Below are 26,315 nucleotides of genomic sequence, written 5' to 3' on the forward strand. Positions count from 1 at the left end.
GCCCCGGAACGCCCCGCCGACGGGACGGCACCGGGAATTCGTTGAAGTGTTCATGGCTTCGCAAAACCGGCCTATCTGACGTACCGTCAGGATCGCTCCGGCCGCGGTATCGGAGCATTTGCTCATTACTTTCATCCTTCGCGCAAGTCCCTTCCTTTCTTTGACCGGATCTGACAGCATCGTCCGCTATCCGGTGATCAAGTGCCGGTGATCACCAGGCGCCCCTGCGGCGCCCATCCGCGCAGTGGGAGGCGTGCGCCCGGTCCGGGCGGCGCGGCGCGGACACCTTCAGGACATGAGGACCGGGGGAGGAACAGGATGCTCGGCTTCGTCGTGCGCCGTCTGCGCGGGCGACTGCCCCTGGCCGCCGCCGCCCTGCTCACCGTACTGATCACGACGGCAGTGCTCACGGCGCTGGTCGCCTTCCAGCGCACCGTCGGCGAGGTCGGACAGCGCCAGGCCCTCCAGGGCCGTGGCCACCCGAGGACCACCGTGGTGGTCAACTCCGAGCACGGGCTGGACCAGCGGGCCACGGACGACGCGGCGGTGGGCGACTACGCCCGCGCCCTCTTCGGCGACCTGCCGACGGAGAGCCGCGGCCTGTCCCGCAGCCGCTCCTACGGCATGCCGGGTGCGCCGTCGGGAGCCGCCGCGGCTGCCCCGGCGGGCAAGCAGGCGGGCAGTGCGGACGCCGCGCAGCCCGTCACCGCCAAGGAGGACGACCTCACCCTCCTCGCCGCCCTCGACCGCCGGTACGTCGGCCTGCTCGCCGGCAGCTGGCCCGCCGCCGCCGCGCCCGGCAACCCCGGCCCCGTCCAGGCGGCCGTCCCGCAGGCCGTGCTCACCCGTCTCGGCCTCGCCGCCGACGCCCTCCCCGCCGAGGTCCGGCTCACCGACCGCTACGGCGGCGCGCCGCTCGCCGTCCGGATCACCGGCGTCTACCGCGCCAACGACCCCGCCGACCTCTACTGGCGGCTCGACCCGGTGCAGGGCCGCGAGATCCTGGTCGGCGGCTTCACCACCTACGGCCCGCTGCTCGTCGACGACACCGCCTTCACCGCCGCCGGCATCCCGCAGAACGGCCGCAGCTGGCTGCTCGACGCCGACTTCACCGGTGTCGGCGCCACCGCCGTCGACGACCTGCGCGGCCGGATCACCCCGGCCCGCGACCAGCTCGACAAGAACGCCGGACTGGTCGCCCGCACCGAACTGCCCGACCTGCTGCGGGAACTGGACTCCAGCGCCATGGTCGCCCGCTCCACCCTGCTGATCGGCGCCCTGCAGCTGATCGTGCTGGCCTCCGCCGCCCTGCTGCTGGTCGTCCACCTCATCGCCGGCCGCCAGCAGGCCGAGAACGCCCTGCTCGCCGCCCGCGGCGCCTCCGGGCTGCGCCTCGGCGGCTTCTCCGCCACCGAGGCCCTGCTGCTCGCGCTGCCCGCCGCCCTGCTCGCCCCGCTGCTCACCCCGCCGATGCTGCGCGTCCTCGGCGGCTTCGGCCCGCTGCGCCACGTGGCCCTGGACACCTCGCTGCACTGGACCCTCTGGCCGGTCGCGATCGCCTGCGCCCTCGGCTGCGTCCTGCTCGCCGCCGTGCCCGCCCTGCTGCGCGGCGCCGGCGCCGCCGTCCTGCGCCGGGCCGGCAGCCGCCAGGCGATGGCCGCCGGCGCGGCCCGCTCCGGCGCCGACCTCGCCCTGCTCGCCCTGGCCGTCCTCGCCTACCAGCAGCTCTCCCAGTACAGCGGCGGGCTGTCCCCGGACGCGGACGGCCACCTCGGCCTCGACCCGGTCCTGATCGCCACCCCCACGCTGGCCCTGGGCGCCGGCACCCTGCTGGCGCTGCGGCTGCTGCCGCTCGCCGCCCGGCTCGGATCCCGGATCGCCGCACGCGGCCGCGGCCTCGGGCCCGCCCTGGTCGGCTGGCAGCTCGCCCGCCGCCCCGGCCGCTCCAGCGGACCGGTCCTGCTGCTGGTCCTCGGCGTCTCCACCGGCGTCCTGGCGCTCGGCCAGCACGCCACCTGGAACACCTCCCAGCAGGACCAGGCCTCCTTCGTCACCGCCGGCGGCCTGCGCATCCACGGCGCCCACACCGCCCCGCTCGGCCAGGGCAGCCGGTTCGCCGGCCTGCCCGGCGGCGACCGGATCATCCCGGTCAGCCGCCAGGAGCAGTACCTGCCCGACAACGGCCACGGCCAGATCCTCGCCCTGAACGCGGCGGCCTTCGCCGAGCGCGTCCCGGTCCGCCCCGACCTGCTCGACGGCCAGGACCCGAAGCGGCTGTTCACCCCGCTCGCCGCGGCCGCGCCCACCGGCGCCGGGACCGGAGTCCCGCTGCCCGGCCGCCCGCAGCGCATCGAGGCCGAGGTCACCTTCACGCCCGACCCCCGGTGGGCCGTCCCCGGTGAGCCCCTCCCGCCGCCGGTCAAGGCCCCGGAGGCCTGGCTGCTGCTGCGCGACCGCCACGACGTCTCCTTCGTCGTCCCGCTCAAGGGCATCCCCTCCTCCGGCGAGGGCCGCGCCACCGCCGACCTCGCCGCGTTCACCGACAACGCCGGCTCGGTGTCGGCGCCGCTGACCGTCATCGGCCTGACCCTCTCCTTCGGACCCGCCGACGGCGGCACGCTGACCGTCCGCCGGCTCGCCGCCGCCGACGACGCGAGCGGCCCCGCCGCCCCCGCCGCCGTTCCCGCCGGCCTCGCCTGGGCCAACACCGGCGACGGCACCGCGCGCGACGCCCGGGTGGACGTTTCCGCCGACCCCTCCGACGAGCGGCGGCTGCTGAGCGTGCGCTTCTCGTCCGCCTCCAACAGCGCCGGCAACCGGCGCGCCGTCATCACCCCGGCCGGCACCCGGCCGCAGGCCGAGATCGACGGCGTCGCCACCCGCGGCTACCTGGCCGCCACCGGCTCCGCCGTCGGATCGACCGTGCGGGTGCCGTTCGGCCTCGCCACCGTGCAGGTGCGGATCACCGGCGAGGTCGAGTCGCTGCCCGTCGTCGGCGACAACGCCCTGCTGGTCGACCTCGGCACCGTCGGCCGGGTGCTCGCCGCCGCCGGACGCGAGACCCCCGTCCCGACCGAATGGTGGCTGCCCGCCACCGGCCCGGACGACACCGCCCCCGCCCGGGCGGCCGCCGCCCTGCGCGAAGCCCCCAACACCCCCGGACTCCAACTCCGCGACGAGGTCGCCGCCGACCTGCTCGGCGACCCGCTCAGCGCGGCCCCGCAGAACGCGCTCGCCGCCATCGCCGTCGTCACCACCGTGCTCGCCGCGATCGGCTTCGGCGCCGCCTCGGCCGCCGCCGCGGGCGAACGGGCCCGCGACTCCGCGCTGCTGCTGGCCCTCGGCACCCCCCGGCGCCGCCTGGTCCGCGCCGCCGCCGCCGAACAGGCCGTCCTGGTCGGCCTCGGCACCGTCGTCGGCCTCGCCCTCGGCGCCCTGATCGTCCGGCTGATCGTGCCGCTCGTGGTCCTCACCCCGGCGGCCCGCCGCCCCGTCCCGGAGGCCGTCGTCGACCTGCCGCTCGGCACCGCCGTGCTGCTGGCCGCCGCGATCGCCGCCGTCCCCCTGCTCTCGGCCCTGCTCGGCGGCCGCCGCCGGCGCGATGTGGCCCAGCGACTGCGTCACCTGGAGGAGATGTGACCGGCCCGGCCGACACCGCGCCCGCCCGGCCCGCGGACACCGGCCCGCAGGCCGCCCACCGCCCCGCCGCCTGGGTACGCACCCGGCTGCGCGCGGCCCCGCTCGCCGCCCTGCTCACCGCCGTGCTCGCGTTCGGCACCGTCTTCCTGGCGGCCGCCTTCCCGCGACTGCTGGACCGGACCGCCGACCAGGGCCTGCGCGACTTCCTGCACGACCGGGGACCGGCCGCGACCAGCATCCTCGCCACCGCCGACCTCGGCGGCGACCCCAGGGACCCGGGCAACGCCGGGGGGCTGAACGAGAGCGCCAAGACGCTCGACGACGACGCCGCCCGGCTGGTCGCGCGCACCGGCATCCTCGGCGTGGGCCCCGGCGGACCGGTCTACGGCGCCCGCAGCGGCAAGGCGCGCTTCCTCGCCAATCCGGGCCTGGCCCGACCCGACGAGGCCGACCCGGACATGGCCCTGCTCTACGTGCAGGGCCTGCGCGACCACGTGACGCTCGCCGAGGGCGACTGGCCGGGCCCCCCTGCGCCGGACGGGCCCGTCCCGATCGCGATCAGCCGCAACGTCTCGGAGACCGTCGGCATCCACCTCGGCGACATCCTGAAGACCGTCTCGACCTCCGCCGAGGACACCGCGCCGCAGGCCAAGGTGGTCGGCATCGTCGACGTCACCGACCAGAACGACCCCTACTGGAGCGACCTGCCCTGCCCCAACCGGGCCTGCCTCAAGTTCACCACCGGCAAGCGGCCCGCCGCCTACTGGCACACCGCCGGACTCGTCGACGCCTCCGCCCTCCAGCGGATCAAGACCTGGCAGACCGGCGCGCAGGACTTCTGGCGGCTGCCCGTCGACGTCGACGGCCTGCGCGCCGACCGGATGGCCGCGACCGAGCGGGAACTCGCCTCCTACCTCACCGGCCACACCGCCAACGCGCTGGCCAAGGACACCGGCCGCCCCGGCCTGCGGATCAGCTCCCCGCTTCCCCCGCTGCTGCGCCAGGCCGTCGCCCGGCAGGAGGCCGCGGCCCCGCTCGCCTCGATCGGCCCGGCCGGGCTGGCCGGCGTCGGCGTGGTCGTGCTCTGCCTGGCCGCCGCGCTCGCCGGCGACCGGCGGCTCGCCGAACTCCGCCTGCTCCAGGCCCGCGGCGGCTCCCGGACCGGGGTCCTGCGACGCCTGCTCGCCGAGGGCGCCGTGACCGTCCTGCCCGCCGCGACCCTCGCCGCCGTGCTCGCGCTCGTGCTGCTGCCCACGCCGCGCTGGGGCGCCGCGGTGCTCGCCGCCACGGCCGTCACCCTGTTCTCCCTGCTCGCGCTGCCGCTGCGCGCCGCCCGGCTCTGGTCCCGCCCCCGGCCCGGCGGCGCCCGGCGGCGGGTGGTCGGCGAACTCGCCGTCCTGGGGCTGACGATCGCCGCCGTGGCCGAGGTCCGGCGGCGCGGCGTGGCCCCCGTCGGCGCGGGCGCGGACCCGCTGCTGGTCGCGGCCCCCCTGCTGCTCGCCCTCACCGGCGGTCTGCTGCTCGCCCGCCTCCAGCCGCTGCTGCTCGGCGCACTCGCCCGCACGACCGCCCGCCGGCCCGGCGCCATCGGCTTCCTCGGTCTGGCCCGCGCCGCCCGCGGCTCCGGCGGCGGACTCCCCTCCGTGCTGCCGCTGCTCGCACTGCTGCTCGCCGTCACCACCGCCGGCTTCGGCGCCACCATCCTGGGCGCCGTCGACACCGCGCGCACCGCCGCCGCCCGGCTGAGCGTCGGCGGCGACGCCTCCGTGGTCGTCCCGATCGGCGTCACCGTGTCGTCCGACTTCTCCGACGAGGCGGCCAAGCTCCCCGGCATCCGCGCCTCCGCCCGGATCTGGGCCGACACCGAGGTGTTCGTGCTCGGCGACAACAACGGAGCCACCCGGGTCTTCGCCGTGGTCGCCGACCCGGCCGCCTACGCGGAGATCTCCCGCTCGCTCGGACGCGGGGCCTTCGACCCGGCCGCGCTGTCGGGCGGCACCGGGAGTCCGGACGCCCCCGTGCCCGCCCTGCTCTCCAGGGCGCTCGCCGAGAAGCTGGGCCCGGCGCCCACCAACCGCCTGCGGCTCCCGAACGGCGGCGAACTGCTCGCCGCCACCGCCGGCACCGTCGACGCCACCCCCGCCCTCCAGGGCGACGACCGGCTGTTCGTCGTCCTGCCGGCCGGCCCGGCCGTCGCCCTCGCCCCCGAACTCGGCCGCGCCAACCTCTGGCTGGCCACCGGCTCCGTCGACCTGGGCGAGCTGCGGCGCCTGGTGCGGGAGAAGGTCGTCACCGGCACCGAACGCGCCGCCGGCGAGTCCGGCACGGGCGCCCTGCCGGACGGGTACACCGTGCGCACCAGCGCGGCCGTCACCGCCGAACTCGGCGACGACCCGCTCCAGCGCTCCGCCGCCCGGCTGTTCTGGACCGCCGTGCTCGGCGCGGGCTCGCTCGCCCTGATCGCGGCCCTGCTCACCCTGGTCCGGGCCGCTCCCGAACGCACCGCCGTGCTCGCCCGGCTGCGCACCATGGGCCTGCGTCCCCGGCAGGGCCTGAGCCTGATCCTGGTGGAGACGCTGCCGCAGACGCTGGTCGCGGCCGTCGGCGGCGGCCTCGTCGCGCTCGCCGCGGTCGCCCTGCTCGGCCCCTCCTTCGATCTGTCGATCCTGGTCGGCGCGGACGTCGCGCGCGGCCTGCCGGTCTCCGTCCCGGCGGTCCTGCTGCCGACGTTCGGCCTCGCCGGGCTGGTCTCGGCCGGCATCGTCGCCGAGGCGCTGATCGCGGGCCGGCGCCAGATCACCACCGAACTGCGGGCGGGGGACCAGTGACGACCCGAGCGCCCCGGCCCGACCACGACACCACCACCCGCACAGCGCCGACGAGAGGAGAGCCGCGGTGAACGGCAGCGCCCAGGACCAGCAGACCGCCCAGACCCCCACCTTCCAGGAACTCCAGGAGCGGGCGCGCGCCGCCGCGGCCGGACCCAGGGCCGCCCACGGCGCGGACGCCGCCATCGTCTGCGACAGGCTGGTGCGCATCTTCAGCGCCCAGGGCGTCGAGGTGCAGGCCCTGCAGGGCCTCGAACTGACCATCCGGCAGGGCGACCTGGTCGCGCTGGTGGGTGCCTCCGGCAGCGGCAAGTCCACCCTGCTGACCATCCTCGCCGGGCTGGACGTGCCGACCGCCGGCACCGCCACCGTCGCCGGCTGCGACCTGCTGGAGATGTCCCCGCGCGAGCGGCTGCGCTACCGCCGCGAGGTGGTCGGCTTCATCTGGCAGCAGACCGCCCGCAACCTGCTGCCCTTCCTCACCGCCGCCGAGAACATCGCCCTGCCGATGCAGCTGCGCGGCGGCCGCAAGGCCAACGGCGGCGCGCGCCGGCAGGCCGCCAGGGTCGCCGAGCTGCTGGAGGCCCTGGAGATCGGCGAACTCGCGCGCCGCCGGCCGAACGAGATGTCCGGCGGCCAGCAGCAGCGCGTCGCCATCGCCGTCGCCATGGCCAACGACCCGCCGGTGCTGCTCGCCGACGAGCCCACCGGCGAGCTGGACTCGGAGACCGGGGCGAGCATCTTCGAGGCCTTCCGCACCGTCAACCGCGACCTCGGCGCCACCGTCGTCATCGTCACCCATGACCCGATGGTGGCCGGCGAGGTCCGCCGCACCGTCGCCATCCGCGACGGCCGCACCAGCAGCGAGGTGCTCCGCCGCACCACCACCGACGAGCACGGCGAGGAGTCGGTGAACGAGACCGAGTACGTGATGCTGGACCGCACCGGACGCGTCCAGCTCCCGGCCAAGTTCCTGGAGGCGCTCGGCATGGAGCACCGGGTCGCCGTCGAACTCGCCCCCGACCACATCGCGGTGCGCCCCGACGACCTCGAAGGCCACTGACGGGCGCGGACCGGCGGGCGCTCCGGGGCTGGGATACTGGACCGGAACGTTCCGCGGTGGCGACAGGTGGTGAGGGGCGGCCCATGAGCAGCCGGGTGAGGGTGCTGAGGAAGCAGAACCGGCTCAGCCTGGAGGCGTTGGCGGCGCAGGTCGGCGTCACCAAGAGCTATCTCTCCAAGGTGGAGCGCGGCCTCAGCGACCCGTCCATCTCCACCGCGCTCAAGCTCGCGCACGCGCTGAACGTGGACGTCGGGCGGCTCTTCTCGGACGAGGTCGAGCCCGAGCTGGTCACCGTGGTGCGGGCCGGTGAGCGGACCCCGATGGCCGGGCGGACCGACCCGGGCGCCGCGCGCTACGAGGGCATCGCCACCGGGCTGCCCGGCAAGCAGATGGTGCCGTTCATGATGCACCCTCCGCTGGAGCCCGCCGACGCGCCGTTCAAGTCGCACGCGGGGGAGGAGTTCCTCTTCGTCCACGAGGGCACCGCCGAACTGGAGTTCCCGGAGCGGACGGTCACCCTCGCGCCGGGGGACAGCGTCTACTTCAACGCCGCCCTGCCGCACCGCTGCCGCTCCACCGGCGGGGCGCCGGCCGCGATCCTCGTGGTGATCCACGACGACCCGTCCGGCCCCGGCGACCGCGTCCCCACCCTGCCCTGAGCGCGGCGCGGCCTCAGCCGCGGTGGCGGCGGGCCCGCAGGTACTCGCGGGCGAGCAGGCGCAGCGCGGCGGGCTTGGCCGGGCTCGCTGAGCGGTGCAGCAGCGCCGGGAGGTCGGCGCGCGCGGCGGCGCTGGTGAGCGCCTCCACCTCGACGACGCAGCGGACCATCGGCCGGTGCGCGGGCGGCGCCAGGCCGATGACGGCCCGTCCCTCGGCGAGGGTGCGGTCCGCGGTGTCGAGCAGTTCGCCGAGCAGGGCCCGGACGGCCGGCAGGTCGCGGGCCCGCTCCAGGTCGGCGCGGGTGACGCCGTGCCGCTCCAGCTGCCGGGCGGGGATCGTCAGCCGGCCGTCCGCGAGGTCCTCGGCGAGGTCGTTGACGAAGTCGAGCCGCTGGCTGCCGTCGATGAAGGTCCGGCAGGCGGCCCGGTAGGCGCTCTGGTCGCCGGGCGGGCCGAGCAGCGCGGCGACCACCATGAAGCCCGGCAGCGAGTACCCGTCGACGTAGCGCTGGTAGTCCTCCTCGGTGTCGAACCCGGTGAAGTCGAGGTCGGCGTCCGCCGCCGCGAGGTACTCCAGGACGCGGTCGCGCAGCACCGGATGGGCGGCCGCGCTGTTCAGCAGCGGGCGCAGCCCGGGATCGTCGGCGCGGCCGGCGGCCAGCCCCTCGGTGACCTCCCGCCGCCACCGGGCGGCGGCCTCCCGCCGGCCCTCGACCGGCCCGCTGTCGAGCAGGGTGTCCGTGCGGTGCATGAACGCGGCCGCGGCGATCACGTGCGGCACGGTGCGCTCCGGGAGCAGCAGCCCGGCCGCCACCGCGACCTCCCGCCGGTAGCGGGTCACCTGCTCGCGCTGCCGCCCGTACTCCGCCCGCAGTCCGGGCTCCCGGACCCCCGCCGCGTCCAGCGCCCGCTCCCACCTGCCCACCCGGCCCACCGTTCCTCTCGTCCCTCGCACGTCGAAAGGCCCGAGCCTAACCAGCGCACCGCCCGGACACCCATTCGGTGCCCGGGCGGTGCGGGTGGGTCTCAGGCCATGGCGGCGAGCAGCTCGGCGAGGCGGACCGTGCCGGGCTCGTCGAGGGGCAGCAGCGGGGGACGCGGGGCGCCCGCGTCGAGCCCGAGCAGGCCCAGGCCGGCCTTGACCGTGGTCGGCAGGCCGCCGCCCAGGATGAACTCCAGGACGGGGAGCTGGCGGTAGAAGACCTCGCGGGCGGTGTCCAGGTCGCCGGCGCGCACGGCGCGGTGGAGTGCGAGCACCGGGCCGGGGATGAGGCAGGGCGCGGCGGTGCACCAGCCGGCCGCGCCGGCGGCGAAGGCCTCCAGCGCGAGCGGGTTGCTGCCGTTGTAGAACGGCAGCTCGCCGTCGGTGAGTTGGGAGAGCCGGTGCATCCGCCGCACGTCCCCGCTGCTCTCCTTGACCATGGTGATGTTCTCCACCCGCCGGACCAGCGAGACCATCAGCTCGGGGGAGAGGTCGACGCCGCTGGTGGCCGGGTTGTTGTAGATCATCACCGGCACGGAGACGGCGTCGGCGACTTCGGTGAAGTGCCGGACGACCTCCCGTTCACCGAGCTTCCAGTAGGACTGCGGCAGCACCATCACCGCGTCCGCGCCCGCCTGTTCGGCGAACCGGGCGCGTCGCACGGCGTTGCGGGTGGTGAGGTCGGCGACGCCGACCACGGCGGGCACCCGGCCGGCGACGGCGGCGAGCGCGGTCTCGGCGGTGGTGTACCACTCCTGGTCGTCCAGGTAGGCGCTCTCGCCGGTGGAGCCGAGCGGGGCGACGGCATGGCATCCGGCGTCGACCAGCCGGTCGACGAGGGCGGTGAGCGCGGCGGTGTCGACGCCGCCCGCCTCGCCGCGGGCGAACGGGGTCACCGGGTAGGCGATGATCCCCTCCAGGACGGGTCCGGCCATCTCAGGCACCTCCCTCGCCGCGGGCGCCGGCGGTGCCGAGCGCGTCGCCGTGGCCGGCCCGCAGCGCGCGGCGGGCGTAGTAGGCGAAGTTGGCCTGGCTGCGCTTGGGGGTGGAGGTCCAGTCGTGGGCCTCGCGGGCGAGCGCCTCGGGTATCTCCCGGATCCGGCCGGCCGCCGAGGCGAGCAACTGGAGCCGGGCGGCCCGTTCGAAGAGCACGGCGAGGGTGCAGGACTCCTCGACGCCGCCGGTGGCCACCAGCATCCCGTGGTGGGCGAGCAGCAGGGCGCGCTTGTCGCCGAGCGCGGCGGAGATGATCTCGCCCTCCTCGTTGCCGACCGGGATGCCGGGCCAGCTCGCCAGGAAGGCGCAGTCGTCGTACAGCGGGGTGAGGTCCATGTGCGAGACGGCCAGGGGCGTTTCGAGCATCGACAGCGCCGAGATGTGCGGCGGGTGGGTGTGGATGATGCAGGCGACGTCGGGGCGGGCCCGGTAGACCCAGCTGTGGAAGCGGTTGGCGGGGTTCGCCATGCCCTCGCCCTCCAGTACCTCCAGGTCCTCGTCGACCAGCAGCAGGTTGTCCTCGGTGACCTCGTCGAAGCCGAGGCCGAGGCGCTGGGTGTAGTAGGTGCCGGGGCGTTCGGCGCGGGCGGTGATCTGACCGGCGAGGCCGGAGTCGTGGCCGGCGTCGAACAGGATCCGGCAGGTGAGGGCGAGCTTCTGGCGGGTGGTCCAGCCGTTGTCGGGGATGGCGGTGCGCATCCTGCGGTGTGCGAGGTCGACCAGGTCCGCCTTGGCGGTGGTCATGGTGTCGGCCATGCCGGGGTTTCTCCTTCGTCCGGTGGGGGCGGCGTGCCGCAGGGCCCCTGGGGCGGGCGGCATGCCGGTGCCCCGCGGCCGGGGGGACCGAGCCGCTGAACACGTTGTTCACCATAGGACACCTTGTGTCCTGCTGTCGACGGCATGGTCGGGCGAAGGTGCTGATGGCGGGTCAGTCGTCGCCGTCCGTGCGGCGGATCAGTCCGGAGTGCTCGGCGTCCGAGCGCAGATCACCGCCGGGGGCGTCCCGGGCGGTCCGGCCGCCGCCGGCCGCCGCCGTGCAGCGCGCGAAGACGAGCAGGGCGCTCGCCGCCGCGGCGAGGATGCCCAGGGCGGTGAGGACGCGGAGCCAGGTCACGGAAGGTGCCTCCAGAGGGGACGGCGTGAGGACGTGTCGCCGGGAACATCGGCAGACCGGCCCGGCGGATCGAGTCTCCGCGGGCGGACGAGGCGCGAACGGCGCGTCGGACCGCGCCGCGCGCCCCGGCCGGCGCCGGCGCGCGCCGGCCCCGTCGGCGGGACGGCCGGCGGCGCGACCCGGAACCGCGCGGGGGTCGGGCGGCGTGGATTGTTATCGTTCCGGGTCGGACACGGACGGGATGAGAGAGCAGCATGGACAGGTCGGCCGTCGCGGACGGGTCGGGGGCGGTCCCGCCGGGTGCGGGCGCGGGTGCGGGCCGGACGGCGGAGGCGGGGATGGAGCCGCGGGGTCTGGTGGACCTGCGCGGCGAGCACGGCGCGCCGTTCGCCGTCCACTACCCGGGCGACGCGGTCGTGGTGGTCTCCGGGCTGCCCGGCAGCGGCAAGAGCACCCTGCTGCACCGCTGGTCCGCCCGCGCCCCGCGCGCCGCCACCGTCGATCCGCGGGCGGTGCACGAGGCCTGCGCCGCCGTCATGCCGGAGCGCCTGCCGTACCCGGTCTACCGGCCCTGGGCGCGGCTGGAGCACTTCCGTCTGCTGCGTCGCTCGGTGCGGCGGGGCGGGCCGCTGCTGGTGCACGACTGCGGCAGCAGGGCGTGGATGCGCCGCTGGCTCGCCCGCGAGGCCGCCCGGCAGGGCAGGGGACTGCACCTCGTGCTGCTCGACGTGGGCGAGGCCACCGCCCTGGCCGGGCAGCGGGCGCGCGGCCGCTGGGCCTCACGGCGGGCCTTCGCCCGGCACCGGCGCGGCCTCGGCCGGCTGCTCGCCGCGCTCACCGCGCACGCCCGCGGCGCCGCCGCGACCCCCGTGCCCGAGGCGGCGTCGGTCCTGCTGCTGGACGGCGCCTCCCGGTCGCGGGCGGCCGAGGCGCGGTTCGGAGCCGGCGCGGGCGCCGCGGCGGAGGGCTGACGGGCCGCGGCGGGCCCGGTGGACGGTTGACGCGGGTGCGGGTCGGCCGGGGAGACTGTGCCCCGAAGATGATCCTGTCGATCCGTCAGCCGCGAGGGAGTGCCCCCATGTCCGGCCGCACCGCCGTCACCGACAATCTCTGGTTCCGCCGATTCCATCCGTTCGACGCGGCGCCGGCCCGGGTCGTGATGTTCCCGCACGCCGGCGGCTCGGCCGGGTTCTACCGGGACTGGTCGGCCGCGCTCTCGCCGTACGCCGACGTGCTCGCCGTCCAGTACCCCGGCCGGCTGGACCGGATCGAGGAGCCGGCCGTCGCCTCGCTGACCGAGCTCGCCGAGCGCGTCTTCGCCGAGCTGCGGCCGTGGGCCGACCGGCCGCTCGTCCTGTTCGGGCACAGCATGGGCGCGGCGGTCGCCTTCGAGGTGGCGCGCCGCTTCGAGCGCGACGGCGTGGGCGGACCGGTGCGGCTGTGCGTCTCGGGCTGCCGGGCGCCGTCCGATTCCCGCGACTCCGGGGTGCACCGGCTGTCCGACGCGGGGCTGATCGCCGAGCTGGGCCGGCTCGGCGGCACCGACGAGCGGCTGCTGGCCGATCCGGAGCTGCAGGCGCTGATCCTGCCGTCGCTGCGCGGCGACTACACGGCCATCGAGACGTACGTCGCCGGGCCGGGGGAGACCGTCACGGTACCGGTCACCGCCCTGACCGGCGACGCCGACCCGAGGGTGACGGTCGAGCAGGTCCATGGCTGGGCCCGGCACACCACCGCCGCCCTCGACGTCCACGTCTTCCCGGGCGGCCACTTCTATCTGACCCGGGAGCGCCGCGCGGTGCTGGACGTCGTGACGGCCCACCTGCGGGCCTGACGACCCCGGCGGGCCCCGGCCGCCGCCCGCGCCCGCACCCGTGACCGGCGTGGGCGGCGGTCGAGCCGGGGCGGGGACATCAGAAGTTGACACGTTTGTGACAACGGGTCATGCGTAAAGCCTTCCCCAAGCGCTCACGGTTCTGGCATGTTGCGTTCAATCCCCGTGTGATCCCCTCAAGCACGGGCCGATCGGAGGACGCACGTGTCGCCCCAGATGTTGTCCCGCCTGATATCCCGGCGAGCCGGCCGCCCCACCGCCGCCCTCGCCCTCCTCGCCGCCGCGGCCCTGGCCGCTCCCGCGACCCTGGCCACCGCGGCGCCCGCCGCCCCGGTGACCCTGGCCACCGCGGCGCCCGCCGCCCCGGCCGGCGCGGTCCCGGCCGCCGCCGCCCCCGCCCCGCAGGCCCCGGCCGCCGCGAACGCCCCCCGGGCCGCCGCCGGCTGGGCCGCCGGGACCCGCGCCTACCTGGTGATCAGCGCCCCCGCCGGCGTCGCCGCCGCCAAGGCCGCGGTGAGCGCCAACGGCGGTACCGTCTTCGCGAGCTACGACGCGATCGGCGTCGTCGTCGCCCACGCCACCGCCGGCACCTTCGCCGCCGCGCTGCGCGCCGTGCCCGGCATCCAGCAGGTCGGCGCCACCCGGACCACGGACGTGCCGGCCGACGCCTACAACCCGGCGCTGCCCGCCAACCCGGCCCAGTCGGCCACCACCCTCACCGAGACCAACCGCTGGGACATGACCCAGATCAAGGCCGACCAGGCCTGGGCCGTCTCCACCGGCTCACCCACCGTCAAGGTCGGCGTGCTCGACACCGGCGTCGACGACCAGCACCAGGACCTCGCGCCCAACTTCGACGCCGCCGACTCGGTCTCCTGCGCGTACGGGAAGCCCGACACCCGCGCCGGCGCCTGGCGCGACGTCGACACCCACGGCACCCACGTCGCCGGCACCATCGCCGCCGCGAAGAACGGCAAGGGCGTCATCGGCGTCGCCCCCGGTGTGAAGATCGCCTCGGTCCGGATCGCCGAGCCGACCAGCACGCTGTTCTACGCCGAGAACACCGTCTGCGGCTTCGTCTGGGCCGGCGACCACGGCTTCAAGGTGACCAACAACAGCTACTACACCGACCCCTGGCAGTTCAACTGCCCGGACAACCTGGACCAGGCGGCCATCATCGAGGGCGTCCGCCGCGCCCAGGAGTACGCCGAGGGCAAGGGCTCGCTGCAGGTCGCCGCGGCCGGCAACTCAAACTACGACCTCGCCAACAAGACCACCGACAGCGCCAGCCCCAACGACTCCACCCCGGTCACCCGGACCATCACCAACGCCTGCCTGGACATCCCGACCGAACTGCCCGGCGTGGTGACCGTCTCCGCGATGGGCAGCGGCACCGCCAAGGCCTCCTACTCCAACTACGGCCGCGGCGTCATCGACGTCGCCGCGCCCGGCGGGGACGGCGCGAGCGGCGTCTACTCCACGCTGCCCGGCGGCAAGTACGGCACCAAGAGCGGCACCTCGATGGCCTCCCCGCACGTGGCCGGCGTCGCGGCGCTGATCGCGAGCGCCAACCCCGCCTCCACCCCGGCCGACCTGCGCGCCAGGCTCGCCTCCCAGGCCAACGACGTGGCCTGCCCCGCCTCCGACGGCCGCTGCACCGGCACCACCGCCGTCAACGCCTTCTTCGGCGAGGGCCAGGTCGACGCGCTCAAGGCGGTCGGCGGCGGCACCCCGCCGGCCGGCCCGTACTTCGAGACCCTGACCGACGTGGCGATCACCGACAACGCCACGGTGGACAGCCCGCTCACCGTCACCGGCGTCGGCGGCAACGCCCCCGCCACCCTCAAGGTCGGCGTCGACGTCAAGCACACCTACCGCGGCGACCTGGTCCTCTCCCTGGTCGCCCCGAACGGCACCGTCCACCTGCTGGAGGACTTCCCGAACGGCGACAGCGCCGACAACGTCGCCAAGACCTACCTGGTGAACGCCACCGCGAGCCCGGCCGACGGCACCTGGAAGCTGCGGGTCAAGGACGGCGCCTCCGGTGACGTCGGCATCGTCGACGCCTGGAACCTCACCTTCTGAACCCCCTGACGGTTACTCCGTCCGGCGGGCAGCGCGGACGGCGCCCGGCGCGGCGCGCGCTTCACCCGGGTGCGCCCTCCACTGTCCTGGTTCGTCTACCGAAGAACCAGGACAGTGGGGCAATCCGGCCCCCCGGACCGCGCGCCCCCGGCCGCAGAAGAGGACCGTCCGTTGACCGACGACATCGCCTACGCCAGGATCCACCCCGCCATCGGCATCGCCCGGGTCGGCAACAGCGCCCATGACGACGGCTGGTTCTACGGCCCGGAGGTCCCGGACCCGCCCGCCGAACAGCCCGGCTTCTACAAGGACGACCAGGGCGCGATCAAGCGCCAGGCCGCCCGCTTCCGGATCTACGGCTACACCGCCGACGGCCGGGCCGTGCGCGAGCTGACCGTCGCCGACCCGCAGGTGACGATCGAGTGGTCGGTGCACGTGGCCAACAAGAAGGCCGCCTGGTACGAGTTCAGCCTCCCGCTGGACATCCCCGACATGAAGGACAAGCCCGAGAAGCGGCGCAACGCCGCGCTCCACGGCGCCGACCGCGCGAAGCTGGTCGTCGACCCCGGCCCCAGGAAGCTGCCGGCGGGCACCAAGGACGTGGTGGCGTTCGACGGCGGCTCCTTCCTGGGCAAGCCCGTCCCGCTCGGCCGGATGCACACCGACGAGGCCGGCCGCCTGGTGGTGCTCGGCGGTCTCGGCACGTCCCGCAGCCCCAACGGCGAGGGACTCCACAACTACGGCAACAACGACGGCTGGTGCGACGACACCTCCGACGGCCCGGTCACCGCCACCGTCACCGTCGCCGGCAAGGCGGTGCGCGTCGACCCGGCCTGGGTGGTGGTCGCCCCGCCCAACTACGCGCCCGACATCAAGACCGTGCGGACCCTGTACGACGTGCTCTACGACCTCTTCGTCACCGAGGGCAAGCTGGAGCCGCCGAAAGTCGTCAACTTCGACCGCGACGTCAAGCCGATCCTGCACCGGTTCTGCGAACTCCAATGGGTGAACAAGGGCTTCGCCACCCACTTCGGCTTCGGCGGCCCCGAGCACTTCCTGGCCCCGGACCACCTCGCCAGGCTCGGCAACCCCTCGGCCACCTACGAGGAGCTGCGCCGCCAGATCTACACCTCGCTGCGCGACCCGAACCGCGACGGCATCTCCCCGGTGCCCTGGCCCTGGATCTACGGCGACGGCATGAAGGGCAAGCCCGCCCGCACCGCGCTGCTGCAGTACCTGACGCTCTCCCCGACCCAGGACCGCATCCTGCTGGAGTGGATGAAGGGCAACTTCGAGACCAAGCCGTGGGCGGGCTTCCCGCAGCACCTGGCGGACGCTCCGGTCGCCGACCAGCCGGACCTGCTGGACCGCGCCGCGCTCGACTTCTGCCTCGCCGACGCCTTCCACCCCGGCTGCGAGGTCACCTGGCCCATCCGGCACGCCACGATGTACAGCGGACCGCTGCGGATCCGCCCGCGCGCCGAGGGCACCGTCGAACCGGACTACGGCGACACGCTCAGCCAGGCCAGGGCGCTCGGCGAGGACGGCCCGCTGCACCAGTCCGGCCCGGGCGACCTGACCCGCTGGATGGCCGTGCCCTGGCAGACCGACACCGCCAGCTGCCGCTCCGGCTACGAGTCCGTCAACAACCTCGGCCCGCGCTACGACCCCTACCTGCCGACCTTCTGGCCCGCCCGGGTGCCCAACCACGTCCTGAAGGAGAGCGACTTCCGGATCGTCAACAAGGAGATCACCCAGACCGACGAGGACGGCCGCGAGGCCGCGTTCGCCCGGAGGGCCTCCTGGCTGCGCGGCCTGAAGAGCCCCGACCACGACGAGCAGCTCATGCAGGCCGCCACCGAGTGGTACAAGTTCGGCATCGTCGAGGTCCGCCCGTACACCGTGGGCGACGGGCGCTTCCCGGAGCGGATCCAGGTGGAGTCCGTCCCCGGCTTCGACCTCACGGGCGTCTCCGACAACCGCAACCTGATGGCCATCCACGTCCCCGCCGCGGCCGCCGCCCAGGACGCCTTCGTCGCGCAGACGGCGAGCGCGGTCCTGGAGCACACCGGCCTGGCCCCGGAGGACGTCGTCATCGGCTACTTCAGCAAGATCGACCCCTTCGGCGAGGACGCCGGGGAGCCGGCCGAGGGCGGCTCGTGACGCCGTCGTACGACGTGGTCGTGGTGGGCGGCGGTCCGGCCGGTGCGGCCGCCGCCCTCGCGCTGGCCGGCCGGGGGCGCGCCGTCCTGCTCGCCGACGCCCCCGGCGGGCCGCCGGCGGTCGGCGAGGCACTGCCCGCCGCCGCCCGGACGCTGCTGCGCGACCTCGGCGCCGCCGCGACCGTCCCCGGGGACGGGCACCTGCCCTGCTACGCCAACCGCTCGGTGTGGGGGTCGGCGGTGCCGGCCTCGCTCGACGGCATCCGCGACCCGCACGGGCCCGGCTGGCACCTCGACCGGCCGCTGTTCGACCGGCGGCTGCGCGAGGCCGCCGCGGCGGCCGGGGCGGAGGTCCGCGCGGCGACGGCGCGCCCCGCCGGGCGGCGTGCCGACGGCTGGACGCTCACCCTGCACGGCGGCGGTCCCGCGGCCGGCCCCGGCGCCGGGGTCCGCTGCCGCTGGATCGTCGACGCCACCGGCCGCCGGGCCGCCGTCGCCACCACCCACGGCGCCCGCCGGCTCGTCGGGGACCGGCTGGTCGGCCTGCACCTGGTGCTGGGAGCGGCCCCCGGCCCCGTCGACAGCACCACCCTGGTCGAGGCCGTCCCCGACGGCTGGTGGTACAGCGCGCCGCTGCCGGCCGGCCGGCTGCTGCTCGTCACCTTCACCGACGCCGACCTGCCGGCCGCCCGCACCGACCCGCGGTTGCTGCGCCACCGGCTCGCCGCCACCGGCCCCACCGCCGCCCGCGCCGGGGCCCGCCCGTTCCCGCCCTCGGCCGCGCCCGCCCGCGCGGCGGCCCACACCGCCCGCCTCGACCGGGTGCACGGCGACGGCTGGACCGCCGCCGGGGACGCCGCCGCCGCCTTCGACCCGCTCTCCTCCCAGGGCATCCTCACCGCCCTCTACACCGGCCGCGCCGCCGGCCTCGCGGTGGACGCCCACCTGGCCGGCGACCCGCGCGCCCTGGACCGCTACGCCGCGGCCGTCGCCGACGTCGTCACCGCCTACCGGCGCAACCACGCCACCTACTACGGCCTCGAACGGCGCTGGCCCGGCCGGCCGTTCTGGCGGCGCCGCCACCCGACCGGCCCGGACGCGGCGCTCAGCCGGCCGGCGGACCCGGCAGCGGCGGGCCGGTGACCTGCTTGACCTCGTCGTCGTCCGAGTCGACGTTGGTGGTGATGGAGCCGGTCGCCCCCGACAGCAGACCGAGCAGCAGGAAGGCCACCAGCAGGCCGCGGCCCGCGCCGCTCAGCACCAGCGGGCGGCTCGCCGACACCGGCCCGCCCGGCTCCGAGCCGGGCTCGTCGCCGAAGAGCTGCTTCGGGTAGGCCGGGGTCAGCATCAGCAGGTAGGCCATGTACCGCATCCGGTAGCGCAGGACCGCCGCCGTCGCCTCGAACAGCGGCTGCGGCATCCGCCCGAGGATCAGCACCACCAGCCAGCTGATCCAGCCGACCACCCACCAGCCGGCGAAGAGCAGCCCCTGGACGACGGCCGCCGGGATGGCCAGGATCAGCCGGAACAGCACCGCGAGACGGTTGAGCCCGCCCGGCCGCAGCTCCACCCGGACGGGATAGTCGGGGGTGCGGAACGCGAACGGCGGATAGCGGTCGTGGGTCAGCAGCAGGTAGCTGCTCACCCGGGTCTCGTAGGGCAGGTACGCCGTGAGGTAGTCGGCGGCGAAGCCGGGCAGGCGGCCCAGGACCAGCGCGCCGAACCAGCCGATCACCGCCACGACGAAGGCCACCACCGACAGCACCCAGGTCACGATGAACTGCGGGATCAGCAGCAGGAGCCGCAGCAGCACGGTCAGCCGGTTCTGCGGCCCGGGGGCGGGCAGGTCCAGCGGGGGCAGCCACTCGGACGGGTAACGGGCGGCTTCGGGGGGAGCCTGCCACATCGGGGGCCTCCAGGTCTCGGCACCGGGCGGACGGCGCGACGAAGACGCGCGTACCCCGAACATCGCAGCCGCGCCCCGCTGCCCGCGCGTCGCGCTGCTCCGTTCGGGGGCGTCCGGGTGGTCCGCTCCGGTCATTTCGGCATCCGATCCGACAAGCGGGTAGCTGCCAATCGGTGGCACGACGGACAGGAAGCGAGCGGGTCCGAACGATTTCGGTCGAAACCCCTCCGGAGGCGGTCGGCAGGGCAGCATCGCTCCGAGGTCGAGCGGGTCCCCGCCCGATCGACTGTCATGTTCGGGGCGCTTTCACCAGGGGGGTGCCGGTTTGCCGGCGATCTTCGACCACGACCACCTGTCCGACCCGGTCGGCGGGGACGGCCCGCCGGCCCCGGCCGACCTCACGGACCTCACGGACCTCACGGACCTCACCGACCTCACCGACCGCACGGACCTCACCGACTTCGACGCCTTCCTGCGCACCTCCGCCGAGCTCACCGGCTTCGACGAGACGGAACTGCGCGACACCGGCATGGCGCGCGAGCACCACCGCACCGTCCTCGCCCACCGGGTCCGCGACGAACACGCCCTGCTCCACCTCTGGTACGTCGGCGCCTGGCCGGACGAACCGCCCTCCTCGCCCCGCGCCCACGACCGGGGCCTGATGTGGCGCACCTTCCACGGCGCCGCCCCCGGCAGCACCGCCCCCGGACACGGCAGCTGGGCCGAGCCCCCGCACGGCGGAGGCGACCGGTGAGCCGCCCGCCGCTGCACCGCCACGCCGACGGCGAGCACCCCTGGGACGCGGTCGTGGTCGGCGCCGGCCTCGCCGGCACCCTGGTCGCCCACCGCCTCGGCGCACACGGCCACCGCGTCCTCGTCCTGGAAGCCGGCCACGCCGTCCCCGGCGCCGCCGCGACCGCGACCGCCTACCGGGCCGCCGGCGGCGGCACCCCCACCTCGCCCTACCCGCGCAGCGCGGACGCCCCCTCCCCGGACGTCGACGACCTGACCGGCCTGCCCGACGGCGGCTTCACCGCCACCGGCCACCTCGTCCAGCACGGCCCGCTGCCCTACGCCAGCGGCTACCTGCGGGCCAACGGCGGCACCGGACTGCTCTGGACCGGCCTCACCCCGCGCATGCACCCCGAGGACTTCCGCACCGCCGACCTCGGCCACGGCCGCACCTGGCCGATCGGCTACCGGGACCTCGAACCGTACTACCGCCAGGCCGAACAGGAACTCGGCGTCGCCGCCGACGCCGCCCAGCAACGCCACGCCGTCGGCCTGCCCATCCCCGACGACTACGCCTTCCCGATGCGCCCCGTCCCGGCCAGCCACCTCGACCGCACGGTCGCCCGCGCCCTCGACGGCCGGACCGTCCGCGACCCGGCCGCCGACCAGGACACCCTCCTCGCCGTCAGCGCCACCCCGCACGCCCGCAACGCCCCGCCCACCCGGCCCGCCGGCGCCCACCCCCAGGACGGTACCCCGGCCCACCCGGCCGGTCCGCTCTGCCAGGGCGCCGCCGCGTGCGTCCCGGTCTGCCCCACCGGCGCCAAGTACACCCCGCTGCGCACCCAGGCCCGCTGGGCACCCGGCGTCCGGCTGCGCACCGACGCCGTGGTGAGCCGGGTCCTCGTCGACGGCAGCGGCCGCGCCACCGGCGTCGAGTACCACACCGGGGGCGCCACCCACCGGGCCCGCGCCGGGCTGGTCGTGCTCGCCGCCCACGCCATCGAGAACGCCCGGCTGCTGCTCCTCTCCGGCCTCGCCAACCGCAGCGACCAGGTCGGCCGCAATCTGATGGACCACCCGGCGCTGCTCACCTGGGGCCTGCTGCCGCGGCCCACCGGCCCCTACCGGGGACCGGGCTCCACCAGCGGCCTGGAGGCCTTCCGGTTCGGCCCGGCCCGCGCCCGCCGGGCCCCCTTCCGGATCGAGATCGGCAACTGGGGCTGGTCCTGGGCCGGCCGTCCGCCGCAGGTCGAGACCGCGCGGCTGCTGCGCGCCGGGCTGCGCGGCAAGGACCTCCGCGCGCGCCTCGGCGACCGGATCGGCCGCCAGTTCTCGCTCCAGTTCGAACTGGAGCAGCCCGCCGACCCGGCCAACCGGGTCACCCTCGACCACAGCCGCCGCGACCGGCTCGGACTGCCGCGCCCCGCCCTGCACTACGACCTCTCCGGCTACGTCCGGGACGGCATGGCCTCCGCCCGGGCCGTCTCCGACCAGCTGTTCGCCCTGCTCGGCGCCGAGGACCACACCCGCTACGACGCCGGCCCCGGCTGGCCCGGGCGCCTCGAACACCGGGGCCGGGTCTACGGCTACCGGGGCGCCGGCCACGCCGGCGGCACCCATGTGATGGGCGACGCGCCGGGCGGCTCCGTGGTCGACCAGTGGCAGCGCTGCTGGGACCATCCCAACCTCTACGCGGTCGGCTGCGGCTCGATGCCCTCCCTCGGCACCTCCAACCCCTCGCTCACCATGGCCGCGCTGGCGCTGCGCAGCGCCGACCGCATCCACCGCGAGCTGACGGCGCTGCGCCGGCCCGTCCGGCTCACCGCCGCCGATCCGGCACCGTCCACCCCGTCCCCGTCCCCGTCCCCGTCGTCCGAGTCCTCGTCCCCGTCCCCGTCCTCGTCGTCGTCCAGGGAGCCCTCGTGACCGGTCTGCCGCTGCCGCCCGTGCCGGAGCCGTACCACCTGCCGTTCCACTACGGCGCGCTGCACAACATCGGCGTGGACTTCCTGGTCGACCCCGGACCGGTGCGCTCCCTGCTCGCCGACCGGCATCCCGCGCTGGCCGCCGCCGACTTCGGCGGCCGGGCCTGCGTCTCGCTCAACTACCAGCTCTACTTCGCCCAGTACCCGACCGGCGGCGGGATCACCGAGGAGGTGGAGATCAACGTCATCGCCCACCCGACGTCCGCCGCCGACCGGCTGCCGGCCGTCGACTACGGCCAGTACGCCCGCGGTCATGACCAGACCAGGCTGCTCGGCATCGCCCGCCTCCACGTGCTCTGCGACAACCCGCTCGCCATCGACGCGGGCACCCGGCTCTACGCCGAACCCAAGCACCCCGGGTGGTTCACCACCGTCCTGCCCTCGCTCAACGCGGCCGCCGTGCACGACCGCTGGTCCTTCGTCTGCCACCGCGCGGGCCTCGGGCCGGACGGCCTGCGGCGGTACGACGAGGAGCTCTTCGCCGTCGAGGCGGACCTCGCCGGCCTGGACGGCGAGCCGGTCGTCAACACCCCGGTCACCGGCTACGGCACCGACCCCGACGGGCGGTTGCTCGCCGGCCCGCTGACCGTCCACCAGCCCTACCGCTTCCACCCGCTCGACGCCCGTACCGCCGACCGGATCCGGCTCACTCCCGGACGGCCGGCGTCGGGGCGGGGACCGGCCCCGGAGCCGGGGGACCGCAGCCGCGAGGCCGCCGCCGATCTCGTCCGGCTGGTCGGCGACGCGCCCGCCTCCGGGGTGTGGACGTACCAGTCCGCCCCGGTCGCCGCCCACCACCGCCCCTACTACGTCCGCTGACCCGGATGGGGCCCGGCGTCGCGCCAACTGACGGGCGAGCCCGCGAACTTCACTCCATCAGGTGAAGCAGGCGGCGGCGGCTCGTCCGCTTGGCCGCCGCTCGCCGATAGTGGGAGATCGATCGGGCGCCGGGCGCCCCGACATACGGAGAGAAGGAGCGGCACATGCGGACCGAGGCCACCCAGCGGATCGAGCTGGTCTTCCGCCTGTTCGACGCCAACGGCAACGGTGTGATCGACATCGGTGACTTCGACCTGATGTCCAAGCGCGTGGTCGAGGCAGCGGTGGATTCGGACGAGGCGGCCAAGGACGCCATCCGCGCAGCCTTCCGGCGCTACTGGGTGACCCTGGAGACCGAGCTGGACGCCAACGGGGACGGCGTGGTGACCCGGGAGGAGTTCCGCGGCTTCGTCCTGTCGCCCGAGCGCTTCGGCCCGACGATCGCACAGTTCGCCGACGCCCTGGCCGCGCTCGGCGACCCGGACGGCGACGGCCTGGTCGAACGCCCCCTGTTCGTCGCGCTGATGACCGCGATCGGCTTCGGGCACGCCAACATCGACTCCCTCTTCGACGCCTTCGAACCGACCGTCGACGACCGCATCCCGGTCGCCACCTGGGCGGAGGGCATCCGCGACTACTACGCGCCGGAGAAGGCCGGCATCCCGGGCGACCAGCTGGTGGGCGACCCGACCACCTGATCCGTCCGGCCCGCGGCCCCCGCCCGTACCGGACGAACGACGACCAGCCGAGGAGCAGTGTGAAAACAGCAGTCGGACTCGCCGTGGGCCGGGGTACGGGCGCGGAGCTCGCGGCCGTCTTCGAACGGGCCCTGCACCGGATCGCGGCCCTGCACGGCGCCGGGATCGAGATCGTCAGGTCCCCGCGGACCTACCACTCGTACGTCTCGCTCCGCGAGGAGGTGGGCGACACCGGGCGGATCCGCGCGCTGACCGAGGAGGACGCCGCCCACTACGAGCGGTTCTGCCGCGAGCGGGCCCGGCTCGGCACGACGGCCGTCTTCCGGACGGCCGTCAACGCCCAGTCGCTCTACCTGGTCCGCCGGCGCCTGCAGGCCGTCAAGGTCGAGCCGATCGCCGCCGGGGACGCCGCGCTGCTGCTGGTCAGGGACGAGGCGCAGGGCTTCTACACCGGGGAGAACCGGCACACCCCGGGCGTGGTCACCCGCACCATGGAGTTCAGCCGGGAGATCACCGGCAAGGTGCTGGAGTACGCCGTCCGGCGGGCCTGGCGGCAGTGGCCCGACGGCGGGCCGGCCCGGGTGGTGATGGCCTACAAGTTCCACCTGCTCGACGGCGCCCTGGACGACTGGGTGGGCGACCTCGCGCGCGGGCTCGGCGTCGAGGTGCGGCTGTTCCAGCCCGACACCGTCAACCGCAACCTGATAACGCACGGCCTCGGCGACCGTACGGTCCTCGTGGCGGGCAACGAATGGGCCGACATCATGCACGTCGTCCTGCTCGACCGGTTCGGCGGCGAGCGGCAGGAGAACCGCTGCACGGAGAACGTCCACCTGCACCCGGAACTGGGCGAGCTGGTGGAGTACCAGACCGTGCACGGCTCCGCCGACGACCTCGCGGGCAAGGACACCGTCAATCCCGTCGCCACCCTGCGCGCCGCCGCCGCGATCGCCGAGCGGCACGCGGGGTGCCCGGGCGCGGTGGCCGAGGTCGAGGCCGCCCTGGCCGCCGCCGAGCGGCGGGGCGTACGGACCCCCGACCTCGGCGGCCGGGACTCCACCACCGCCGTGGCCGACGCCGTGCTCGACGCCCTGACCACGCGGGCCGCCGACGCCCGGCCGCCGATCGGCGGCCCGCGCTCCGCCGGTGCGCCGCTGCCCGTCGCCACGCCGGCGGACCGCCCGTGAGCGCCGGGACCGACCGGACGGCGCTGGTCGTGGTCGACCTGCAGAACGACTTCTGCGCCGGCCCCGTCGCCGCCGCCCGCTACCCCGGGGATCCGGAGCGGCTGGCCACCGTGGCGGCCAACTCCGCCCGGGCCGTCGAGACGGCGCGGGCGCACGGCACCGAGGTGCTCTTCGTCCGCTTCCTCGGCGACCCCGAGCACCAGGGCGCCGCCTGGCGCCACCGGGACGCCGCGCTGGGCAAGCGCCCCAAGTGCCTCGACGGGAGCTGGGGGGCCGAGTTCCACAGCGTGGTGCCGGCGCCCGGTGAGGCGGTGTTCACCAAGTACGCCTGCTTCGACGCCTTCCTCGGCGAGGGCTTCGGCCCGTACCTCACCCGGCGCGGGATCGGGCACCTGGTGTTCGCGGGCGTGTTCGCCGACGTCTGCGTGGACAGCACCGCGCGCACCGCCTTCCAGAAGGGCCTCCATGTGACGGTGCTCCGGGACTGCACCGCCGCCCTGCACTACCCGGACGAGGAGGTCCTGCGCTTCATGGGCCGCGTCTACGGCGCCCGCGTCACCACCCACGACCGACCCGCCGTCTGGACACGGCTTCCCGAGCACCTGGAGCGCCCATGACCCCCACCGCGGCCGCCCCCGCGACCGCCGGCGTCGCGACCGCCGGAACGACCGGTGTCTCGACCGGTGTCGCCGCCGCCGCAGGCTCCGGTGTCGACGAGGGCGTCGGACTGACCGCCCTGCTGGTCGCCGCCGCCCGGGCGATCGAGAGCCGCCGCCCCGACGCGCTGGCCCGGGACCCGCTCGCCGAGCACTTCGTCCGCGCCGCCCGCGCGTCCGCGCACTGGCCGCTCCACCCCCGGGACGTCCCGCCGGGCGCGGACGGGGCGGACGATCCGCTCTGGGGGCGCCTCGGCGGCTACTTCGCGCTGCGGACCAGGGCCCTGGACGACCACCTGCTGCGTGCCGCCCAGCTCGGCACCCGCCAGGTGGTGCTGCTCGGCGCCGGGCTGGACGCACGGGCCCACCGGCTGGACTGGCCGTCCGGCACGACCGTCTTCGAACTCGACCGCTCCCGGGTCCTCGGGTTCAAGCAGCAGGTCCTGGACCGGATCGGCGCGCGGCCGACGGCGCGGCGGGTGCCGGTCGCCTGCGACCTGCGCCTCGACTGGGCCGCCGGGCTGGCCGCCGCGGGCTTCCGTCCGGGGGAGCCGACCGCCTGGCTCGCCGAGGGCCTGCTGCTCTACCTGCCCGCCGCCGCCGAGCGGCGCCTGATCGCCACGGTGGACCGGTTGAGCGCCGCCGGGAGCAGCCTCGCCTACGAGGTGAAGCTCGGCATGGAGCCCACCGCCGTGCGCCGCAACCCCGTCTACCTCGCGGCCCGCGACCGGCTCGGCATCGACCTGCTCGTCCTGTTCGACGACGAGCCCCGGCCCGACACCGCCGCCGACCTGGCCGCCCGGGGCTGGGCCACCACGACCCACACCCCGTTCGAGTTCACCCGCCACTACGGCCGCGGCCCCCGCCCCGAGCCGGACGACGCGCTCGCGGCCAACCGCTGGAGCTTCGCCTCGCGCGGACCGCTGCCGGGCCCCCGCCGCCCGGAGCCCGCGTCGGGGTGAGCGGG

Annotated in this window: 21 protein-coding genes; 16 read left to right on the plus strand and 5 right to left on the minus strand. The window is 75.8% G+C overall.

What is annotated here, in order from left to right; all coding sequences use genetic code 11:
• Nucleotides 1-318 precede the first annotated feature (318 nt).
• The 4 genes from ABTX81_RS00630 (at nt 319) to ABTX81_RS00645 (ending at nt 8,189) form a co-directional block, all read left to right on the plus strand.
• Nucleotides 319-3,639 (plus strand): FtsX-like permease family protein, encoded by a 3,321-nt coding sequence (locus tag ABTX81_RS00630; protein ID WP_350540709.1) that lies wholly within the window; start codon nt 319-321, stop codon nt 3,637-3,639.
• Complete coding sequence (locus tag ABTX81_RS00635; RefSeq protein ID WP_350540710.1) at nt 3,636-6,467, plus strand: hypothetical protein; 2,832 nt, start codon at nt 3,636-3,638, stop codon at nt 6,465-6,467. The genes ABTX81_RS00630 and ABTX81_RS00635 overlap by 4 nt, the downstream gene beginning before the upstream one ends.
• Before the next feature lie 67 nt (nt 6,468-6,534).
• On the plus strand, nt 6,535-7,530 hold the full coding sequence (locus ABTX81_RS00640) for an ABC transporter ATP-binding protein (RefSeq protein WP_350540711.1): 996 nt from the start codon (nt 6,535-6,537) through the stop codon (nt 7,528-7,530).
• Between the two features lie 83 nt (nt 7,531-7,613).
• On the plus strand, nt 7,614-8,189 hold the full coding sequence (locus ABTX81_RS00645; RefSeq protein ID WP_350540712.1) for a helix-turn-helix domain-containing protein: 576 nt from the start codon (nt 7,614-7,616) through the stop codon (nt 8,187-8,189).
• A gap of 13 nt (nt 8,190-8,202) precedes the next feature.
• On the opposite strand, the gene ABTX81_RS00650 is transcribed toward ABTX81_RS00645, so the two are convergent.
• The 4 genes from ABTX81_RS00650 to ABTX81_RS00665 all read right to left on the minus strand — a co-directional run bounded on the left by ABTX81_RS00650 (nt 8,203) and on the right by ABTX81_RS00665 (nt 11,281).
• A complete protein-coding gene (locus ABTX81_RS00650) occupies nt 8,203-9,114 on the minus strand; it encodes a phytoene/squalene synthase family protein (RefSeq protein WP_350540713.1) in 912 nt (303 codons plus the stop codon).
• 101 nt (nt 9,115-9,215) lie between these two features.
• Complete coding sequence (locus tag ABTX81_RS00655) at nt 9,216-10,106, minus strand: dihydrodipicolinate synthase family protein (RefSeq protein WP_350540714.1); 891 nt, start codon at nt 10,104-10,106, stop codon at nt 9,216-9,218.
• A gap of 1 nt (nt 10,107) precedes the next feature.
• Nucleotides 10,108-10,923, minus strand: a complete 816-nt coding sequence (locus ABTX81_RS00660; RefSeq protein ID WP_350540715.1) for an aldolase — start codon at nt 10,921-10,923, stop codon at nt 10,108-10,110.
• Nucleotides 10,924-11,095: 172 nt separating this feature from the next.
• Nucleotides 11,096-11,281 carry a hypothetical protein gene (locus ABTX81_RS00665; RefSeq protein ID WP_350540716.1) on the minus strand — a complete coding sequence of 62 codons (186 nt, stop codon included), beginning with the start codon at nt 11,279-11,281 and terminating at the stop codon, nt 11,096-11,098.
• Between the two features lie 338 nt (nt 11,282-11,619).
• On the opposite strand from ABTX81_RS00665, the gene ABTX81_RS00670 reads away from it, so the two are divergent.
• The 5 genes from ABTX81_RS00670 to ABTX81_RS00690 all read left to right on the plus strand — a co-directional run bounded on the left by ABTX81_RS00670 (nt 11,620) and on the right by ABTX81_RS00690 (nt 18,505).
• On the plus strand, nt 11,620-12,252 hold the full coding sequence (locus ABTX81_RS00670) for an AAA family ATPase (RefSeq protein ID WP_350540717.1): 633 nt from the start codon (nt 11,620-11,622) through the stop codon (nt 12,250-12,252).
• Nucleotides 12,253-12,359: 107 nt separating this feature from the next.
• On the plus strand, nt 12,360-13,115 hold the full coding sequence (locus tag ABTX81_RS00675) for a thioesterase II family protein (protein WP_350540718.1): 756 nt from the start codon (nt 12,360-12,362) through the stop codon (nt 13,113-13,115).
• Nucleotides 13,116-13,331: 216 nt separating this feature from the next.
• Nucleotides 13,332-15,200, plus strand: coding sequence for a S8 family serine peptidase (locus ABTX81_RS00680; RefSeq protein WP_502892686.1), 1,869 nt, complete (start codon nt 13,332-13,334; stop codon nt 15,198-15,200).
• Nucleotides 15,201-15,371: 171 nt separating this feature from the next.
• Complete coding sequence (locus ABTX81_RS00685) at nt 15,372-17,363, plus strand: LodA/GoxA family CTQ-dependent oxidase (RefSeq protein WP_350540720.1); 1,992 nt, start codon at nt 15,372-15,374, stop codon at nt 17,361-17,363.
• Entirely contained in the window at nt 17,360-18,505 is a 1,146-nt protein-coding gene (locus ABTX81_RS00690) for an FAD-dependent monooxygenase (protein ID WP_350540721.1), read from the plus strand. The genes ABTX81_RS00685 and ABTX81_RS00690 overlap by 4 nt, the downstream gene beginning before the upstream one ends.
• Here ABTX81_RS00690 and ABTX81_RS00695 read toward each other — a convergent pair.
• Nucleotides 18,468-19,268 carry a DUF4389 domain-containing protein gene (locus ABTX81_RS00695; protein ID WP_350540722.1) on the minus strand — a complete coding sequence of 267 codons (801 nt, stop codon included), beginning with the start codon at nt 19,266-19,268 and terminating at the stop codon, nt 18,468-18,470. The genes ABTX81_RS00690 and ABTX81_RS00695 overlap by 38 nt on opposite strands.
• Before the next feature lie 325 nt (nt 19,269-19,593).
• Between ABTX81_RS00695 and ABTX81_RS00700 the strand changes: the two genes are divergently transcribed.
• The 7 genes from ABTX81_RS00700 to ABTX81_RS00730 all read left to right on the plus strand — a co-directional run bounded on the left by ABTX81_RS00700 (nt 19,594) and on the right by ABTX81_RS00730 (nt 26,310).
• Entirely contained in the window at nt 19,594-20,022 is a 429-nt protein-coding gene (locus ABTX81_RS00700) for a hypothetical protein (protein WP_350540723.1), read from the plus strand.
• A complete protein-coding gene (locus tag ABTX81_RS00705; RefSeq protein ID WP_350540724.1) occupies nt 20,019-21,929 on the plus strand; it encodes a GMC family oxidoreductase in 1,911 nt (636 codons plus the stop codon). Before ABTX81_RS00700 ends, ABTX81_RS00705 begins: the two co-directional genes overlap by 4 nt.
• Entirely contained in the window at nt 21,926-22,807 is an 882-nt protein-coding gene (locus tag ABTX81_RS00710; protein WP_350540725.1) for a hypothetical protein, read from the plus strand. Before ABTX81_RS00705 ends, ABTX81_RS00710 begins: the two co-directional genes overlap by 4 nt.
• A 164-nt stretch (nt 22,808-22,971) precedes the next feature.
• Nucleotides 22,972-23,505 (plus strand): EF-hand domain-containing protein, encoded by a 534-nt coding sequence (locus tag ABTX81_RS00715; protein ID WP_350540726.1) that lies wholly within the window; start codon nt 22,972-22,974, stop codon nt 23,503-23,505.
• A 59-nt stretch (nt 23,506-23,564) separates the two neighbouring features.
• Nucleotides 23,565-24,692: an isocitrate/isopropylmalate family dehydrogenase gene (locus tag ABTX81_RS00720; protein WP_350540727.1), complete on the plus strand. Its 1,128-nt coding sequence runs from the start codon at nt 23,565-23,567 to the stop codon at nt 24,690-24,692.
• Entirely contained in the window at nt 24,689-25,309 is a 621-nt protein-coding gene (locus ABTX81_RS00725) for a cysteine hydrolase family protein (protein ID WP_350540728.1), read from the plus strand. Before ABTX81_RS00720 ends, ABTX81_RS00725 begins: the two co-directional genes overlap by 4 nt.
• Entirely contained in the window at nt 25,306-26,310 is a 1,005-nt protein-coding gene (locus ABTX81_RS00730) for an SAM-dependent methyltransferase (RefSeq protein ID WP_350540729.1), read from the plus strand. The genes ABTX81_RS00725 and ABTX81_RS00730 overlap by 4 nt, the downstream gene beginning before the upstream one ends.
• The last annotated feature ends 5 nt before the right edge of the window (nt 26,311-26,315 follow it).

This window comes from Kitasatospora sp. NPDC097605, assembly GCF_040302725.1.
In the GTDB taxonomy this organism is placed as follows: Bacteria; Actinomycetota; Actinomycetes; order Streptomycetales; family Streptomycetaceae; genus Kitasatospora.